The 15,205-nt window shown below is 68.2% G+C and carries 16 protein-coding genes; 12 read left to right on the top strand and 4 right to left on the bottom strand.

What is annotated here, in order from left to right:
• Positions 1–33 precede the first annotated feature (33 nt).
• Both HGB51_RS00845 and HGB51_RS00840 read left to right on the top strand, forming a co-directional pair.
• Entirely contained in the window at positions 34–2,136 is a 2,103-nt protein-coding gene (locus tag HGB51_RS00845) for a sensor histidine kinase (protein ID WP_070208106.1), read from the top strand.
• Between the two features lie 3 nt (positions 2,137–2,139).
• A complete protein-coding gene (locus tag HGB51_RS00840) occupies positions 2,140–3,897 on the top strand; it encodes an EAL domain-containing protein (RefSeq protein WP_070208105.1) in 1,758 nt (585 codons plus the stop codon).
• Between the two features lie 6 nt (positions 3,898–3,903).
• Here HGB51_RS00840 and HGB51_RS00835 read toward each other — a convergent pair whose 3' ends face one another.
• The 4 genes from HGB51_RS00835 to flgA all read right to left on the bottom strand — a co-directional run bounded on the left by HGB51_RS00835 (position 3,904) and on the right by flgA (position 6,581).
• On the bottom strand, positions 3,904–5,145 hold the full coding sequence (locus tag HGB51_RS00835; protein ID WP_070208104.1) for an ATP-binding protein: 1,242 nt from the start codon (positions 5,143–5,145) through the stop codon (positions 3,904–3,906).
• 53 nt (positions 5,146–5,198) lie between these two features.
• The gene (locus tag HGB51_RS00830) at positions 5,199–5,531 is read right to left on the bottom strand and encodes a flagellar protein FlgN (protein WP_171966812.1); all 333 of its coding nucleotides are present in this window, start codon (positions 5,529–5,531) and stop codon (positions 5,199–5,201) included.
• A 2-nt stretch (positions 5,532–5,533) separates the two neighbouring features.
• The gene (gene flgM, locus HGB51_RS00825) at positions 5,534–5,836 is read right to left on the bottom strand and encodes a flagellar biosynthesis anti-sigma factor FlgM (protein ID WP_070208119.1); all 303 of its coding nucleotides are present in this window, start codon (positions 5,834–5,836) and stop codon (positions 5,534–5,536) included.
• An 82-nt stretch (positions 5,837–5,918) separates the two neighbouring features.
• Complete coding sequence (gene flgA, locus HGB51_RS00820) at positions 5,919–6,581, bottom strand: flagellar basal body P-ring formation chaperone FlgA (protein WP_070208102.1); 663 nt, start codon at positions 6,579–6,581, stop codon at positions 5,919–5,921.
• A 104-nt stretch (positions 6,582–6,685) separates the two neighbouring features.
• On the opposite strand from flgA, the gene HGB51_RS00815 reads away from it, so the two are divergent.
• The 10 genes from HGB51_RS00815 to flgJ all read left to right on the top strand — a co-directional run bounded on the left by HGB51_RS00815 (position 6,686) and on the right by flgJ (position 15,201).
• Positions 6,686–7,630 (top strand): chemotaxis protein, encoded by a 945-nt coding sequence (locus tag HGB51_RS00815; RefSeq protein ID WP_070208101.1) that lies wholly within the window; start codon positions 6,686–6,688, stop codon positions 7,628–7,630.
• A gap of 76 nt (positions 7,631–7,706) precedes the next feature.
• Entirely contained in the window at positions 7,707–8,102 is a 396-nt protein-coding gene (flgB, locus tag HGB51_RS00810) for a flagellar basal body rod protein FlgB (RefSeq protein WP_070208100.1), read from the top strand.
• A 3-nt stretch (positions 8,103–8,105) separates the two neighbouring features.
• Entirely contained in the window at positions 8,106–8,513 is a 408-nt protein-coding gene (gene flgC, locus HGB51_RS00805) for a flagellar basal body rod protein FlgC (protein ID WP_070208099.1), read from the top strand.
• Positions 8,514–8,539: 26 nt separating this feature from the next.
• Entirely contained in the window at positions 8,540–9,220 is a 681-nt protein-coding gene (locus HGB51_RS00800) for a flagellar hook assembly protein FlgD (protein WP_070208098.1), read from the top strand.
• Between the two features lie 31 nt (positions 9,221–9,251).
• Positions 9,252–10,475: a flagellar hook protein FlgE gene (gene flgE, locus HGB51_RS00795; protein ID WP_070208097.1), complete on the top strand. Its 1,224-nt coding sequence runs from the start codon at positions 9,252–9,254 to the stop codon at positions 10,473–10,475.
• Positions 10,476–10,507: 32 nt separating this feature from the next.
• A complete protein-coding gene (locus HGB51_RS00790; protein WP_070208096.1) occupies positions 10,508–11,260 on the top strand; it encodes a flagellar basal body rod protein FlgF in 753 nt (250 codons plus the stop codon).
• Positions 11,261–11,365: 105 nt separating this feature from the next.
• Complete coding sequence (gene flgG / locus HGB51_RS00785; protein WP_068851734.1) at positions 11,366–12,151, top strand: flagellar basal-body rod protein FlgG; 786 nt, start codon at positions 11,366–11,368, stop codon at positions 12,149–12,151.
• Between the two features lie 23 nt (positions 12,152–12,174).
• Positions 12,175–12,867 carry a flagellar basal body L-ring protein FlgH gene (flgH, locus tag HGB51_RS00780; RefSeq protein ID WP_070208095.1) on the top strand — a complete coding sequence of 231 codons (693 nt, stop codon included), beginning with the start codon at positions 12,175–12,177 and terminating at the stop codon, positions 12,865–12,867.
• 7 nt (positions 12,868–12,874) lie between these two features.
• On the top strand, positions 12,875–13,984 hold the full coding sequence (locus HGB51_RS00775) for a flagellar basal body P-ring protein FlgI (protein WP_070208094.1): 1,110 nt from the start codon (positions 12,875–12,877) through the stop codon (positions 13,982–13,984).
• Positions 13,984–15,201, top strand: coding sequence for a flagellar assembly peptidoglycan hydrolase FlgJ (gene flgJ, locus HGB51_RS00770; RefSeq protein WP_070208093.1), 1,218 nt, complete (start codon positions 13,984–13,986; stop codon positions 15,199–15,201). The genes HGB51_RS00775 and flgJ overlap by 1 nt, the downstream gene beginning before the upstream one ends.
• Positions 15,202–15,205: the final 4 nt, after the last annotated feature.

The following is a 15,205-nucleotide window of genomic DNA, read 5'->3' as shown; positions in this document are numbered from 1 at the left end:
ACCGCCCCTCCGACCCCGGACCCGTCGCGCCCCATGCCTGTCGCCCCGCCCGGCCCGCCTGCCCAGCACCGTCGTGACCACCCGCTCGCCCGCGCCCTGCGCCGCGACCGCTGGCGGGTGGTGCTCGGCTACCTGGTGCTGGCACTGGTCTGGATCCTGTGCAGCGACGCGGCCGTGCAGGTGCTCACCGCCGACCTGGGCACCGCCGCGCGCTGGCAGACCGCCAAGGGCGCCTTCTTCGTCATTCTCAGCGGCGCGGTCATCTACCTGCTGCTGCGCCCGCTGGCGCACCACGTGCTGCAGACCCACCTGCAGCTGGAACACTCCGAGCAGCGCCACCGCCAGCTGTTCGAAGGCAATCCCGGCCCGATTCTGGTCTACGACCTGGACACGCTGGAGATCCTGGACGTGAACCCGGCCGCCTGCAGCCTGTTCGGCTGGACCCGCGAGGAATTCACTGCGCTGCCGATGACCGCGCTGTGGCCGCCCGGCGACGAACCCGCGCTGGCGGCCAAGCTCGAGCAGATCCGGGCCCAGCCCGGGCAGCTGTGCGAGATCACCGCCGACCTGCAGCTCAAGGACGGCACCGCGCGCAGCATCGAGATGCGCAGCAACTACCTGGATTACGCCGGCCGCCCGGCACGGCTGCTGATCGCTATCGACCGCACCCGCGAAGACCAGGCGCTGCGCCGCCGCGACCAGGCCCTGACCCGGGTCGAGGAAGCGCACGAGATGGCGCGGATCGGCGCCTGGGAAGTGGATCCGGCCACCGGCCTGGGCCGCTACTCCAACCAGGTCTACCAGTTGCTGGGCCGGCGCCCACCCGAGGCGCGGCGCTGGCACCGCTTCGAGGAGCTGCTGGTGCCGGCCGACCCGGCCACCGCCGCACTCACCGAACAGCTGCTGCAGGACCTGCGCGGCGAGCAGGTGCAGATCGACGTGCTGTTGCCGTTGCTGGCCATGGACGGGCGCGCGCTGATGGTGCACCTGCGCGCCGAGCGTGGCAGCGACGACGCCGGCCGCCCGCGGGTGGTCGGCACCCTGCAGGACGTGACCGAACGCGAGCAGTCGCGCCGCCTGCTGCGCGAACGTGAAGAGCAGTTCCGCGAACTGGTGCGGGTACTGCCCGACGGCGTGGTGATCCTGTCCGAAGAACACGTCCTGTATGCCAACGCCTGCGCGGCCGCGCAGTTCGGCTATGACCAGCACACCCTGCTCGGCGAGCCGCTGTCGGCGCTGGTGGTGGCCGGCGACCTGGCCCGGGTGCGCGCGCAGCTGTTCGCCAGCATTCCGCTGCCCGGCAGCGGTACCGAGGTGATCGGCATGCGCCGGCTCGATGGCGAGTGCTTCCAGGCCGGGCTGGCCGTCGGCGACGTGCGCTACGGCGGACGCAACTGCAAGCTGCTGATCGTGCGCGACCTGAGCGAGCCGGAGCGCATCCGCGAGGCGCTGGAGACCAGCAACCGCGAGCTGCAGGCGATGGCCGGGCGGCTGTTCTCGCTGCAGGAAGACGAACGCCGGGCGATCTCGCGCGACCTGCACGACGACATCGGCCAGGCGATCACCGCAATGAAGCTGTCCGCGTATGCGGCGCAGGACGAGACCGACCCGCAGCGGCGCGGCGAAGACCTGGCACAGATCATCCAGCTGGCCGACACCACGGTGGGCAAGCTGCGCGACATCTCCACCCTGCTGCGCCCGCCGCAGCTCGACGCGCTGGGGCTGGAAGCGGCGCTGCGCTGGCAGGCCGGGGTGTTGTTCCGTTCCTCGCCGATCGAACTGCTGGCCGAGATCGACGCACTGCCGCGCCGCCCTGAGGGCGACATCGAGCAGGCCTGCTTCCGCATCGCCCAGGAAAGCCTGACCAACGTGCTGCGCCATGCGCGCGCCAGCCAGGTGCACCTGAAACTGCATGACGTGCACGACCATGGCCTGCACCTGCAGGTCCGCGACGACGGCGAAGGCTTCGACCCGGACGGCCCGCGCGGGCTGGGCCTGATCGTGATGCGCGAACGCGCGCAGAGCGCCGGCGGCACCCTCAAGATCGAGTCGGCGCACGGCGCCGGCACCCTGGTCGACCTGTTCCTGCCGTACAGCAGCGACAGCGTGGCCACCCCCGATACGTTGGAACACTGAGTTATGTGGAACCCTTCCCTGCCCCTGGTCAGCATCGAGGACGCACCGCCGCGCCTGGGCGCCGGCAATCCCGAACTGCAGGCGATGGTGGCCGAGGCCGCCTCGGGCGGCACGCCGCTGATGCTGATGCACGTGGATATCGACCACTTCGCCTCGGTCAACGAGAACATGAGCGCCGAGGTCGGCGACCAGGCGCTGGTACTGGTGGCGCAGCGCCTGCAGCACCACCTGCGCGGGCGCGGCAAACTGTGGCGGCATGGCAGCGACGAGTTCCTGATCGCGGTGCCGCGCGCCGCCGACATGCCGTTGCCCGACGACCTGGCCGAAGAAATCCGCCAGCAGCTGGAGCTGCCGCTGTCGGTGCTGCCGTACACGCTGTTCATGACCGGCAAGCTCGGCGTGAGCCTGTGCCCGGAACACGCGACCGACGCCACCCGCCTGCTCGACCACGCCGAAGATGCGCTGTACCAGGCGGCGCGCGAAGGCGGCAACGCCGTGCGCATCCATGCGGTGAACACGCCCTCGAGCGCGCACAGCGAAAGCATCATCGCGCGCCAGATCGTCGACGCCATTCCCAATGGCGAGCTTAAGCTGCGCTACCAGCCGCTGGTCAGCGCTCGCGACGGCCATGTAGTCGGCATGGAGGCGCTGCTGCGCTGGCAGTCCCCTACCCTGGGCATGCTGGTGCCGGAGCGCTTCATGCGTACTGCCGAGCGGCTGGGCATCATCGTGCAGATCGGCACCTGGGTGCTGGAAGGCGCGCTGAAGCAGGCGCGGCTGTGGCGCGACCAGGGCTTCGACGATTTCACCATCGCGGTGAATGTCTCCACCCTGCAGCTGTTGCGCCCGAACTTCTTCGCCGAGGTGATGTCGCTGATGCAGGCGGCCGGGGTACCGGCGCACATGCTGACCCTGGAGATCAACGAAAGCGCGCTGACCAACAACGTCAATTTCGTGCACGAAACGCTGGTGAACCTGCGCAACGAAGGCATCAGCCTGAGCCTGGACAATTTCGGCACCGGCGACTCCAGCCTGAGCGCGCTGGTGCGCTACCCGGTCGACAAGCTGAAGATCGACCGCAGCTTCATCAAGAGTGCGCCCGCCGGCAACCGCGAAGCGGCGATCGCGCGCGCGATCATCGCCATGGGCCACCAGCTGGGCATGACCGTGATCGCCAATGGCGTGGAGTCGCAGGCCCAGCTCGGCTTCCTGCGCCGCAACGACTGCGACGTGTTCCAGGGCTACCTGTTCGGCGAACCGATGTCGGCCGACGCGGCCGGCATGACCCTGCGCCGCCGCTACCTGCGTCCGGAAGCATTCGCCGAGACCCGACCGGACCGCACCCTGCTGCTGCTGGACGACGAAGAAAACGTGCTGCGCTCGCTGGTGCGCCTCTTCCGCCGCGACGGCTACCGGATCCTGGCCGCAGGCAACGTGCGCGATGCCTTCGACCTGCTGGCGATCAACGACGTGCAGGTGATCCTGTCCGACCAGCGCATGAGCGACATGAGCGGCACCGAATTCCTGGGCCGGGTCAAGATGCTGTACCCGGACACGATCCGGCTGGTGCTGTCCGGCTACACCGACCTCAACACCGTCACCGACGCGATCAACCGCGGCGCCATCTACCGGTTCCTGACCAAGCCGTGGAACGACGACGAGCTGCGCAAGCACATCCACCAGGCGTTCCGCACGCATGAGGAACAGCGTCGCGCCAACACCGCCCAACCCGCGCCGATACCGGCGCCGGAAGGCGAATGAGCGACCTCAACGCGGCTGCTTGATCGGCAGCACCAACCGGAATGTCGACCCGACACCCGGGGTGCTGTCGAGGTCGATGCGACCATGGTGCTTGTTGATGATGCTGTATGAAATGGAAAGGCCGAGGCCCGTTCCGCTCCCCACCGGCTTGGTGGTGAAGAACGGGTCGAAGATGCGCTGGCGCAGCTCGGGCGAAATGCCGCCGCCGGTGTCTTCGAATTCCACCCACACATTCTCACCGTCCACGCCGGTGCGCACGGTGATCGTGCCGCGTTCGGCAATGGCGTGGCCGGCGTTGAGCAGCAGGTTCATGTAGACCTGGTTGAGCTCGGACGGCAGGCATTCCACCAGCGGCAGCTGGCCGAATTCGCGCTTTAGTTCCGCCTTGTACTTCAGCTCGTTCCAGATGATGTTGATGGTCGACTCCAACCCGGCGTGCAGGTCGACCAGCTTCCACGACTCGTCGCGGCCCGAATACGAGAAGTCCTTCAGGTCGCGCACGATCCGGGTCACCCGCTCGATGCCCTCACGCGACTCGGCCATCAGCTGCGGCAGGTCGCGGCTGATGAAGTCGATGTCGAAGCGGTTGCGGATGTCGTCGATTTCCGGAATCAACGCCTTGGGGTCCGGCGCACGCAGGGCGCGCTCGTAGGCTTCGATCACGGTGAACAGGCTGCGCAGGTATTCCTGCAGGCTGCCCAGGTTGGAATGCACGTAGCCGATCGGGTTGTTGATCTCATGCGCCACGCCGGCGGCCAGCTGGCCGATCGAGGCCATCTTCTCGGACTGCAGCAGCTTTTCCTGGGTGCCGTTCAGGCGCAGGTACGCCTGGCGCAGTTCGGCATGGCGCTGTTGCAGTTCGCGTTCGTAGTCTTCCTGGCCTTCGATGCGGCGGAACAGCGCCAGGTAATGGCGGCGGCCGGCATCTTCCTGCTCGTACAGGTGCACGATGACCATGCGCTCGCCGACCGGCAGGCTGCCGTTCCAGTGCCCGTGCTGGCGCGCATGTTCCAGCGCATCCGGCGGCAGCAACTGGCGCAGCCACTTCGCCGGGTCCAGCCCGGAACCGGCTTCGGCGTCGCCATCGGTTTCGGCCTGGCCGAGCATCGCCCGTACGGTGGCATTGGCCACGGCCACGGTTCCGTCTTCGCGGAACAGCAGCACGCCTTCATTGATGCGCTCGAACAGCGCAAGCAGGACCGGCTGCGGGGGCAGCGGTGCGGTGACAAACGTAGAGGACAGGGTCACGGTCGGATCGGGGGCCGCTGGAACAGAGCGCCCACTATATCCGTGTTGACCGCTCAGGCGACCGCGAGCGGGCGCCGGGTATGCAGGGTGCTGGACTGGCCCTTGGCGTCGTAGGCCGAGGATTCTTCGCTGCGGCCGAGCTGGCGCAGCGCCCAGTTGACCTCGCGGCGGCGGCGCGAGAGCAGCACGCCGTTGGCGCGGTTGCGCTCGGCCAGCTCCTGCAGCCGCTCCTGCTGCCCCACCGGCAGCACCTGCTCCAGCGCACGCAGCGCGTCGAGCTTGGCGCTGGTGGCGCGGATCAGCGACTGCACGTCATGCTCCACCAATGCCTGGCGTTCGACGTCCAGGGCATCGCTGAGGCGCTGCAGCGGCTCGCTCATTGCCAGCTTCATCCCTGCAGCTGCTGGTCCAGCTCGAGCATGTGCGAGGCGATCGCGTCCGGGTTGATCTTGTAGGTGCCGTTCTGCAGCGACTCGCGCACGGCCTGCACGCGGCCGGCGTCGATGGCCGGGGCGGTGCTCAGCTCGCGCTGCATGGCCTGCAGGCTGGTGGCTTCGCCGGTCAGCCGCAGGCTGTCGGCCGCTTCCACCGGGCGCGCCGGGGCATCGGTGCTCACGCTGGGCTTGTTACCCGGCGCAATGCTGCGCAGAAGGGTGGGCGCCTGCAGGTTGCCGTCGATTTTCTGGCTCATGGTGATGTCCTGGGAGTTACGGTTCACAAGGGATAACGGCACCACGGCCGCCATCTTTAGGAAAATTTACAGGTTGCAGTGGTCAGCGCGTCACAATTACGTCGCCGGAGGCCGCCACCGTACCCTGTACCACCTTGCGTGACGACAGATTCTCGACCGACACGCGTTCATTTTCACCGGCATCGGCCAGCGCCTTGCCGGCCACGCGGACCTCGACCCCACCAAAGCGGGAGACCAGGGCCACGCTGTCGCCACGGCGGATGAGACGCTGGGCGACCAGATCATTGGCCGACAGCAGGCTGCCGGCACTCAACGTGCGCCGCGCCACCCGCCCCACCGCCACGGCCGGGTCGGCCAGGGCGGCACCGGCGATACGGGCCACGTCACGCTGTGCAGTGGTGATATCGGCCGCGGTCAGGGTTTCTCCAGCGGCGATGCCCCGGTTGAGGATCAGCACCGGCTGGTTGCGCCGCACCTTCACCGGCACGAACAGGCGCCAGCCGCCGGCGTCCGGGCAGCTGACCTCCACCGTGGTGGTGCCGGTGGGTTGCGCCACCAGCGCCTGGCCGCAGGCCGGCAGGCGCAGCGCCGAGTCCAGCGTGGTGTCGCCCTCGCTGCCGGCCGGCAGCGTGGACAGGGCGGCGGCGCGGATGCTGTCCACCGGCTGCCAGCCACCGGCGGCGTGCACCGGCGCGGCGGCGAGCGCGACGGCGGCAATCAGCAGGGCGACTCTATAGATACGCATGGCGGCTCCAGGTACAGGCATTGCGCAGGGTCATGCAAGCGGCGTGCCGTTGCGACCTGCCGCGCGGCCCTCAAGGGAATGCCGGTGGCGCCGATACCGTCTCCATGTCACATGACCTGCTCAACCGCATCGACCAGCGCACGCGCCTGGCTGGCCACAACCGCCTCGCCCTGCTGTTGTTCCGCCTTGGCGGACGTCAGCTTTTTGGCGTGAACGTGTTCAAGGTGCAGGAAGTCCTGCGCCGCCCGGACCTGTTCCAGGTACCCGGCCTGCCCGGCCAGTTCGCCGGCGTGGCCGACGTGCGCGGGCGTTCGGTGCCCGTGCTGGACCTGGGCCTGGCGATCGGCCACCCGGAGCGTGAGCCGGACGCGGACAAGGCGCCGGGCTACCTGGTGGTGACCGAGTTCAACCGCTCGATCCAGGGCTTCCTGGTCAGCGGTGTGGAGCGCATCGTCAACATCGCGGTGGAAGACATCCACCCGCCGCCGGAACTGGGCGCCGAATCGAGCTACCTGACCGCCGTGACCCGCTTCCAGGGTGAGCTTATCCAGGTGATCGACGTGGAAAGCGTACTGGCCGACATCGCCCAGGTGCGCGGCGAGGCGGTGCTGGACCCGTCCCTGGCGCTGCCGTCCGACGGCCCGCAGCTGCAGGTGCTGGTGGTGGACGACTCGCGCGTGGCTCGCCAGCAGATCCGCAGCGTGCTGGACCAGCTGGGGGTGGGGGCCACCCTGCTCTCGGACGGCAAGCAGGCGCTGGACCACCTGCTGCAGATCCACGCCGCCGGCGAAAACCCGGCCGAGCGGTACTCCATGGTCATTTCGGACATCGAAATGCCGGCCATGGACGGCTACACCCTGACGACGGAAATCCGTCGCCACCCCGGCCTGGCCGGCCTGTACGTGCTGCTGCACACCTCCCTCTCGGGCGTGTTCAACAACGCCATGGTCGAGCGGGTGGGCGCGAACGCCTTCGTAGCCAAATATTCCCCGCACGAACTGGCCGATTTCGTCCTGGACCGCCTCCGAAAGGTCGCCGAGGCGGCGTAACGCCGCCGGACGCATCCCGCCCCCGTTCTGGCACAGCCCTTGCACCCTCCCCCACATCGTCCCGTGGGAGAGCGCCGTGCCCAACCTGATTTCCGACTATCTGGGTGTCCATGCCCAGGCCATGCCGTTGCGCGAGCAGCGCATGAAGCTGATCGCCAGCAACCTGAGCAATGCCGACACCCCCGGCTACAAGGCCCAGGACCTGGACTTCGACGCCGCCCTGCGCAACGCCCAGGGCGCCGACAGCAACGGCCTGATGCGCACCACCAGTGAGCAGCACTTCCTCACCGGCAACGGCCTCAACCCGTTCCAGATCACCAAGCAAGGCGTGCAGCCCAGCATCGACGGCAATACCGTCGACCCGGACGCCGAACGCGCCGCCTACGGCCGCGCCGCGCTGGAATACCGCGCCTCGCTGAGCTTCGTCGAATCCAAGGTGCGCTCCATGCTCACCGCGATCACGGGGCAATAAGCCATGAGCAACCTGCCCATCTTCGACATCGCCGGCTCCGCGCTGCAGGCGCAGTCCGTGCGCATGAGCACCCTGGCCTCCAACCTGTCCAACGCCGACACCGTGGCCGGCTCGGCCGACGCGGTGTACAAGCCGCTGGAACCGATCTTCCAGGCCGTCACCAGCCGCACCGACCCGAACATCACCACGGTGCAGGTCAAGGAAATCAGCCAGAGCGACGCCGCGCCGATCAAGCGCTACGAGCCCGGCCATCCGCTCGCCGACGGCGACGGCTACATCTACCAGGCCGACGTCGACCCGGTCGCGCAGATGGTCAACCTGATCTCGACCTCGCGCAATTACCAGGCTGGCGTGGAGATGCTGACCACCGCCAAGGAACTGGCCCTGGCCACCCTGACCATGGGTCGCTGACCCTTCTTATTGCAGGACACCCTTCCATGAGCACCACCAGCGGCGTCGGCAACACCGACATCTACAGCGCCTTGGGCCTGAACGCACCCAACAGCAGCACCGGCAAGAAGAAGGACACCCTGGACCAGGCCGACTTCCTGCGCCTGATGACCGAACAGCTGCAGCACCAGGATCCGCTCAAGCCGATGGACAACACCCAGATGGTGGCGCAGATGGCGCAGCTGTCGCAGGTGCAGGGCATCAACGACCTCAACAGCACGGTCAAGGGCTTCCAGGAGTCGATGGCCGGCGACCAGGTGCTGCGTGGCGCGGCGCTGGTCGGCCACGAGGTGCTGGTGCCGTCCAGCAAGTGGCAGCTGGAGGCCGAAGGCGGTACCAGCGGCATGGTCGCCGCGCCGGGCGCCGGCTACGTCACCGTGGACATCACCGATGCCAACGGGGTCAAGGTCACCCAGCTCAGCGTGGAAGCCAAGGCCGCCGGCGAAGTGACCTTCGAGTGGGACGGCAAGGACGCCAACGGCAATCGCGTCGCCGCCGGCAGCTACAGCATCGCCGCCACCCACACCGATACGGCCGGTACCCAGACCAAGACCAACACCTACGTCGAAGCGCCGGTGGAAAGCGTCACCGTCGGCTCGGACGGCCTGTACCTCAACCTCAAGGGCCTCGGTACGGCCCCGATCGACTACGTGCTGCGCGTCAGCTGAGTCCCTTCGTCACGCATCCAAGGAGAACCCCATGGGCTTCAACATCTCGCTGTCCGGCATCAACGCCGCCAATGCCGACCTGAACGTCACCGCGAACAACATCGCCAACGTCAACACCACCGGCTTCAAGGAATCGCGCGCGGAATTCGCCGACCTGTTCTCGGCCACCAGCTACGGCCTGTCCAAGAACGCGGTCGGTTCGGGCGTGCGCCTGACCAACGTGGCCCAGCAGTTCTCGCAGGGCAACAACGAACAGACCGGGCGCAGCCTGGACATGGCCATTTCCGGTGAGGGCTTCTTCACCATGAACATGAACGGTGCGCGCGTGTACTCGCGTGCCGGCAACTTCCAGACCGACCAGGCCGGCTTCGTCACCAACCCGCAGGGCGCACGCCTGCAGGTGTTCGCGCCGAACGCCGACGGCAGCGGCTTCGACGCCGGCCGCCTCACCGACCTGCAGTTGCTCACCACCGACAGCGCGCCCAAGCAGACCGGCAAGGTCAACGTGGCCTTCACCCTGCCGGCCAACGCCAAGCCGCCGACCGTGACCCCGTTCGACCCGACCGACTCCAACAGCTACAGCGAGTCCACCGGCGGCGTCACCGTGTACGACTCGCTGGGCGTCAGCCACACCCAGACCTCGTACTTCGTCAAGACCGCCGCAGTGAACGAATGGCAGGTCTACAACTACGTCGACGGCCAGGCCGTGGGAACCCCGACCACGGTGGCCTTCAACAACGCCGGCGCGCTGACCAACCCGGCCAATGGCCAGATCGTGATGGACCCGTTCACCCCGACCACCGGCGCCGGCACCCTGGCGATGACCCTGGACGTGACCGGCTCGACCCAGTACGGCGAGAAGTTCGCGCTGCGCAACACCCAGCAGGACGGCTACGCCGCCGGCAAGCTCAACGAGATCACCGTGTCCGAGGAAGGCGTGGTCTACGCCCGCTATACCAACGGCGACGACAAGCCGCTGGGCCAGGTCGCGCTGACCACCTTCAACAACTCGCAGGGCCTGGAAGCCAAGGGCAACAACCTGTGGGTGGAAACCTTCAGCTCCGGCACCCCGCGCACCGGCGCACCGGACAGCTCCAACCTGGGCAAGGTCCAGGCCGGTTCGCTGGAATCGTCCACGGTCGACCTGACCGAGCAGCTGGTCAACATGATCACCGCCCAGCGCAACTTCCAGGCCAACTCGCAGATGGTCTCGACCATGGACCAGATCACCCAGACCATCATCAACATCCGTTGATGAGCCACTGACCGCAGCTCGGGAACACCACGATGGACAAGGCTCTCTACGTCGCGATGACCGGTGCACGCGCGTCCCTGCAGGCGCAGGGCACGCTGTCGCACAACCTGGCCAACACCGATACGCCCGGTTTCAAGGAAGCGCTGGCCAATACCGAGGCCTTCCCGATCAAGGGCGCCGGCTTCGCCTCGCGCGTGGACGCCGTGCACGTGGACGCGGGCTTCAACCGCCGCCAGGGCGCCCAGCAGATCACCGGCAACGCGCTGGACCTGTCGCTCGAGCAGGGCAACTGGCTGGCGGTGCAGGCGCCCACCGGCGGCGGCGAGGCCTACACCCGTGGCGCCGCCCTCTCGATCACGCCCAACGGCCAGCTGGTCACCGCCGGCGGCCACCCGGTGCTGGATGAGAACGGCGTACCGATCGCGGTGCCGCCGCACCAGGCCATGGACATCGGCAACGACGGCACCATCTCGATCATCCCGCAGGGCGAAGGCCCGCAGACCATGGCGGTGATCGGTCGCCTGCGCGTGGTGCAGGCCGACGATGCGCGGCTGGAACGCGGCCTGGACGGGCTGATGCGCAACACCGACCCGCAGCAGCCGTTCGTGCAGGCCCAGGGCAAGTCGCTGGACAGCGGCCAGCTGGAAGGCAGCAACGTGGACGCGGCCGGCGCGCTGGTGCAGATGATCCAGCTGCAGCGCCAGTACGAAATGCAGGTGAAGGTGATCAAGCACGGCGACGACAACGCCCGCAGCGCCAACGCGCTGCTGCGCCTGGGCAGCTGACCGGGCGCCCCGACGTAATTCCGGCGCGGTTGTGGCACGCGCCATGCATCAGCCAGAACGACGGCCGCCCCATGCGGCCACCCGTACCAATACAGGAACAAGGCCATGAACCAGGCATTGTGGATCGCAAAGACCGGACTGGACGCGCAGCAGACGCGCATGTCGGTGGTGTCCAACAACCTCGCCAACACCAACACCACCGGTTTCAAGCAGGACCGTGCCAGCTTCGAAGACCTGCTGTACCAGCAGGTGCGCCAGCCCGGCGGTTCTTCCTCGGCGCAGACCCAGCTGCCGACCGGCCTGCAGCTGGGCACCGGCGTGCGCGTGGTGGCCACCTCGAAGAACTTCGAGCAGGGCAGCCAGCAGCAGACCGGCCGCGCGCTGGACGTGATGGTCAACGGTCGCGGCTTCTTCGAAGTGCAGATGCCCGACGGTTCCTCGGCGTACACCCGTGACGGCTCGTTCCAGCGCAACCAGCAGGGCGAACTGGTCACCAACAGCGGCTACCCGGTGCAGCCGGGCATCCAGATTCCCGAAGGCGCGCAGTCGCTGACCATCGGCACCGACGGCACCATCAGCGTGAAGATGGCCGACGACGCTGCCTCGGTGGAAATCGGCGCACTGACCCTGACCGACTTCGTCAATCCGGCCGGCCTGCAGGCACGCGGCGAAAACCTGTTCCTGGAAACCACCGCCTCGGGCCCCGCGCAGAACGGCAATCCCGGCCTGAACGGGCTGGGCAGCGTGGTCCAGGGCGCGCTGGAAGGCAGCAACGTCAACGTGGTCGAAGAGCTGGTGTCGATGATCGAAACCCAGCGCGCCTACGAAATGAACGCCAAGGCCATTTCCACCACCGACTCGATGCTCGGTTACCTCAACAACAACGTCTGATCGGTTTGAACCGGGACCCCGCCATGCTGCCTCTCACCCCTGCCCTTCGCCTGCTTTCCGCCGCCAGCGTGGTCGCCCTGCTCGGCGGCTGCGTGATCGCCGGCGACGTCCGGCCGTACCCGGCCATGGCCCCGGTGGTTCCGGTGGTCGCACCGAGCGCCCCGGCCACCGCCGGCGCCATCTACGCGGCCGGCCCGGGCCTGCAGCTGTATTCGGACCGTCGCGCACGCGATGTCGGCGACCTGCTGACCATCACCCTGACCGAAAGCACCACCGCACAGACCACCGCCAACACCAGCACCGACAAGGAATCCAACCTTGCCCTAAGCACGCCGACGCTGCTCGGCGCGCCGGTCACGCTGGGCGGCAAGGACATCCTGAGTGCCACCGCGTCCGGTACCCGCGACTTCACCGGCAAGGGCACCAGCGCGCAGAGCAACCGCCTGCAGGGCAGCGTGACCGTGACCGTGATGCAGCGCCTGCCCAACGGCAACCTGGTCGTGCAGGGCGCGAAGAACCTGCGGCTCAACCAGGGCGACGAGCTGGTTCAGGTGCAGGGCATCGTGCGCTCGGCCGACATCTTCCCCGACAACACCATTCCCTCCAGCCGCGTGGCCGATGCGCGCATCGTGTACGGCGGGCGCGGGCCGGTGGCGCAGTCCAATGCGATGGGCTGGCTGAGCCGGTTCTTCAACTCGGCGCTGGTGCCGTTCTGAGGTGGGTATGAAGAACATTATTTCGATCATTTTCGGGCTTGCCGCAACGTTCGTGTTGATCTCGTCGGCGCATGCCGAGCGCATCAAGGACCTGGCCCAGGTCGGCGGCGTGCGCGGCAATGCGCTGGTCGGTTACGGGCTGGTGGTGGGCCTGGATGGCAGCGGTGACCGCACCAGCCAGGCGCCGTTTACCGTGCAGAGCCTCAAGAACCTGCTCGGCGAGCTGGGCGTGAACGTGCCGGCCAACGTCAACCCGCAGTTGAAGAACGTGGCGGCGGTGGCGATCCATGCGGAACTGCCGCCGTTCGCCAAGCCGGGCCAGCCGATCGACATCACCGTGTCCTCGATCGGCAACGCGGTGTCGCTGCGCGGCGGTTCGCTGCTGATGGCGCCACTTCGCGGTGCCGATGGCCAGGTGTACGCCATCGCCCAGGGCAACCTGGTGGTTGGCGGCTTCGGCGCGCAGGGCAAGGACGGTTCGCGGGTCTCGGTCAACGTGCCCAGCGTCGGCCGCATTCCCAACGGCGCCACCGTCGAACGCGCCCTGCCCGACGTGTTCAGCGCCGGCGGCGACATCACCCTCAACCTGCACCAGAACGATTTCACCACCGTCTCGCGCATGGTCGCGGCGCTGAACAATGCGTTCGGTGAAGGCGCCGCGCGTGCAGTGGACGGCGTCACCGTGGCGGTGCGCTCGCCCACCGATGCCGGCGCCCGCATCGGCATGCTCGCGCGTATCGAAAACCTCGAACTCACCCCCGGCAGCGCGCCTGCCAAGGTGGTGGTCAACTCGCGTACCGGCACGGTCGTGATCGGGTCCCAGGTCCATGTGGGCGCCGCAGCGATCTCGCACGGGTCGCTCACCGTGACCATCAACGAGAACGCCAACGTCAGCCAGCCCAACGCGTTTGCCGGCGGCCAGACCGTGGTCACCCCGCAGTCGACCATCACCGCCACCAATGATGGCAGCCGCATGTTCAAGTTCAACGGCGGCAGCACCCTCGACGAGATCGTGCATGCGGTCAACGCAGTGGGCGCGGCCCCGGGCGACCTGATCGCGATCCTGGAGGCGCTCAAGCAGGCTGGCGCACTCAGCGCCGAGCTCGAGGTCATCTGATGCGCATCCAACCGTCGCTGGAACTCAATCCGGCCCAGGCCAACAGCCCGGCCAAGGTCGATAAGGTCGCGCGCCAGCTGGAGGGCCAGTTCGCACAGATGCTGGTCAAGAGCATGCGCGATGCCAGCTTCGGCGACTCGCTGCTGCCCGGCGAGAACACCATGTTCCGCGACATGTACGACCAGAAGATCGCCGAAGCGATGACCCGCGGCCGTGGCCTGGGGCTGTCGGCGATGATCTCGCGCCAGCTCGGCGGCGGCGACGGCGAAGCCGCCAAGCCCACCGATACCCGTCTGGATCCCGGCGCCGCGCTGCGCGCCTACCGCCTCAACGCGCCAGCTGCCGCGCCGATGGCGCTGCCCGGCGCCGAGCCGCTGCCCGGCGGCACCAGCGAAGTGGACCTGCTGCAGAAGATGAGCGGCGGCGCGCCGGCGGCCGTGCTGCAGCCGATGGAACGCGCGCTGGACCTGATCGCCGCGCGCGAAAGCAGCCAGATGCATGAAGCCATCGGTCGCAGCGATGCGTACGGCGCGATGCCTTCGCAGGATCCCGCCAGCGCCGACTGGGCGATGGCCGACGACCGCTGGAGCAACGTGGGCAACGCCGGCACCGCGCCCGGCGCGGTCGACACCCTCGCCGCCAGCACCGCCGCCGCGCAGCTCGGCCCGCACACCCCGGAAGGCTTCGTGGCCAGCATCTGGGGCCACGCGCAGCAGGCCGCACGCGAACTCGGCGTGGACGCCAAGGCGCTGGTCGCCCAGGCCGCGCTGGAAACCGGCTGGGGCCGCAAGCTGGTGCAGCGCAATGGCGGCGGCAGCTCGCACAACCTGTTCGGGATCAAGTCCACCGGCTGGAGCGGCGAGCGTGCCACCAGCGGCACCCATGAATATGTGGACGGCGTGCGCCGTAACGAAACCGCCAGCTTCCGCGCCTACGGCTCGGTGGGCGACAGCTTTGCCGACTACGTGAAGCTGCTCAAGAACAGCCCGCGTTACCAGAACGCCCTGCAGGCCGGCAGCGACGTGCGCGGCTTTGCGCAGGGCCTGCAGCGCGCCGGCTATGCCACCGACCCGCGTTACGCGGCCAAGATCGCCGCGATCGCCGGCGGCCCGACCATCGAGCGCGCCATCGCCGCCGTGGACGACGCCGGCCAGCGCCTGGGCCGCACGTTTGCCAGTACCGCCAGCCCTGCCGGGCTGGGGGCAATCCGTCGTTGAGGTA

The organism is Stenotrophomonas bentonitica, assembly GCF_013185915.1.
Lineage (GTDB): Bacteria > Pseudomonadota > Gammaproteobacteria > Xanthomonadales > Xanthomonadaceae > Stenotrophomonas > Stenotrophomonas bentonitica.
The sequence above is the reverse complement of the archived record's forward strand: the minus strand, read 5'-3'. Positions and strand labels throughout refer to the sequence as shown.

What these genes read in the sequence shown, in the direction of transcription:
- HGB51_RS00845 (WP_070208106.1), top strand. Translation starts at nt 34, where the DNA reads ATGCCTGTCGCCCCGCCCGGCCCGCCTGCCCAGCACCGTCGTGACCAC.
- HGB51_RS00840 (WP_070208105.1), top strand. Translation starts at nt 2,140, where the DNA reads ATGTGGAACCCTTCCCTGCCCCTGGTCAGCATCGAGGACGCACCGCCG.
- flgM (WP_070208119.1), bottom strand. Translation starts at nt 5,836, where the DNA reads ATGAGCCAGAAAATCGACGGCAACCTGCAGGCGCCCACCCTTCTGCGC.
- flgA (WP_070208102.1), bottom strand. Translation starts at nt 6,581, where the DNA reads ATGCGTATCTATAGAGTCGCCCTGCTGATTGCCGCCGTCGCGCTCGCC.
- HGB51_RS00815 (WP_070208101.1), top strand. Translation starts at nt 6,686, where the DNA reads ATGTCACATGACCTGCTCAACCGCATCGACCAGCGCACGCGCCTGGCT.
- flgC (WP_070208099.1), top strand. Translation starts at nt 8,106, where the DNA reads ATGAGCAACCTGCCCATCTTCGACATCGCCGGCTCCGCGCTGCAGGCG.
- HGB51_RS00800 (WP_070208098.1), top strand. Translation starts at nt 8,540, where the DNA reads ATGAGCACCACCAGCGGCGTCGGCAACACCGACATCTACAGCGCCTTG.
- flgE (WP_070208097.1), top strand. Translation starts at nt 9,252, where the DNA reads ATGGGCTTCAACATCTCGCTGTCCGGCATCAACGCCGCCAATGCCGAC.
- HGB51_RS00790 (WP_070208096.1), top strand. Translation starts at nt 10,508, where the DNA reads ATGGACAAGGCTCTCTACGTCGCGATGACCGGTGCACGCGCGTCCCTG.
- flgG (WP_068851734.1), top strand. Translation starts at nt 11,366, where the DNA reads ATGAACCAGGCATTGTGGATCGCAAAGACCGGACTGGACGCGCAGCAG.
- flgH (WP_070208095.1), top strand. Translation starts at nt 12,175, where the DNA reads ATGCTGCCTCTCACCCCTGCCCTTCGCCTGCTTTCCGCCGCCAGCGTG.
- HGB51_RS00775 (WP_070208094.1), top strand. Translation starts at nt 12,875, where the DNA reads ATGAAGAACATTATTTCGATCATTTTCGGGCTTGCCGCAACGTTCGTG.
- flgJ (WP_070208093.1), top strand. Translation starts at nt 13,984, where the DNA reads ATGCGCATCCAACCGTCGCTGGAACTCAATCCGGCCCAGGCCAACAGC.